Here is an 882-nt window from a genome sequence, read left to right on the forward strand (position 1 = left end):
CGCATATTACCGCTCCACTTTAGCCAGACCATGCTGATTGCTGGGGAACGGCGAAGCGGCATTCATAAATAGCTTTACCTGTTCCAGTAACTGCCACATATACCGGCACTGATGGTTTCGCGTTATCGTTTCGTGTAACGACAACCACAGCAACTCGATTGGATTCAGCCACGGCGAATACGTTGGCAGGAACAGCAACCGGAACTTCGTATTTTTTTCCAGCCAGCTTTCCACCTTGCGGCTTTTATGAATGATGTAGTTATCAACGACCAGCGTAATGGTTTTCGCTCGCCGGTATGTGCGCCGCAATGTTTCTAACAGATTGATAAATAAATCAGAACACTTTTTGCTTCCGCCGATGTAATGAACTCGCCCCGTGTCCGAATGCAGTGCACCCGCCAGATAATATTTTTGGTTATGTCCCGGCGTAGTAATACGTTTCTGTTGCCCTTTGCGCATCCAGTCCGCGCCGATTTTCGGGTTCAGGTCGATATCCACTTCATCCTGATAAAATACCGGATGAGTCGTCTGCTTTCGGGCGACAGCCTGTTCGATAGCGAGTCGCTTTTCCTCATAATCCGGGTCTTTGATTTTCAGTGTTGGTGCGGCTCTGCGCCAGACAATACCAGCCCGTCTCAGGTAGCGGTGCAACGTGGCAGGATGAAGCGCTACATTAAAAAGCCGATTAACAATAAGTGCCAATAACTCAGTGCTCCAACGGGAACGCAGCCAGCCAAAGTCCTGAGGAGAACGCTGAACCAGAAGCGGCAAAATATGCAGGATATCCGCGACTGGCCAGCATGGTGTTCGTCCGGGCTTGAGGCTCTTTAGCCCTTCAACACCATATAAAGTAAACCAATTTATCCATCTTCCAACGGAAGA

General features: G+C 49.3%; 1 protein-coding gene. It reads right to left on the reverse strand.

The window, feature by feature from the left end:
• Positions 1-6 precede the first annotated feature (6 nt).
• A partial coding sequence (locus tag NC856_RS17660) for an IS630 family transposase (RefSeq protein ID WP_264091705.1) occupies positions 7-882 on the reverse strand: 876 nt, incomplete at its 5' end.

Source organism: Brenneria izbisi (genome assembly GCF_025840185.1).
Classification (GTDB): domain Bacteria; phylum Pseudomonadota; class Gammaproteobacteria; order Enterobacterales; family Enterobacteriaceae; genus Brenneria; species Brenneria izbisi.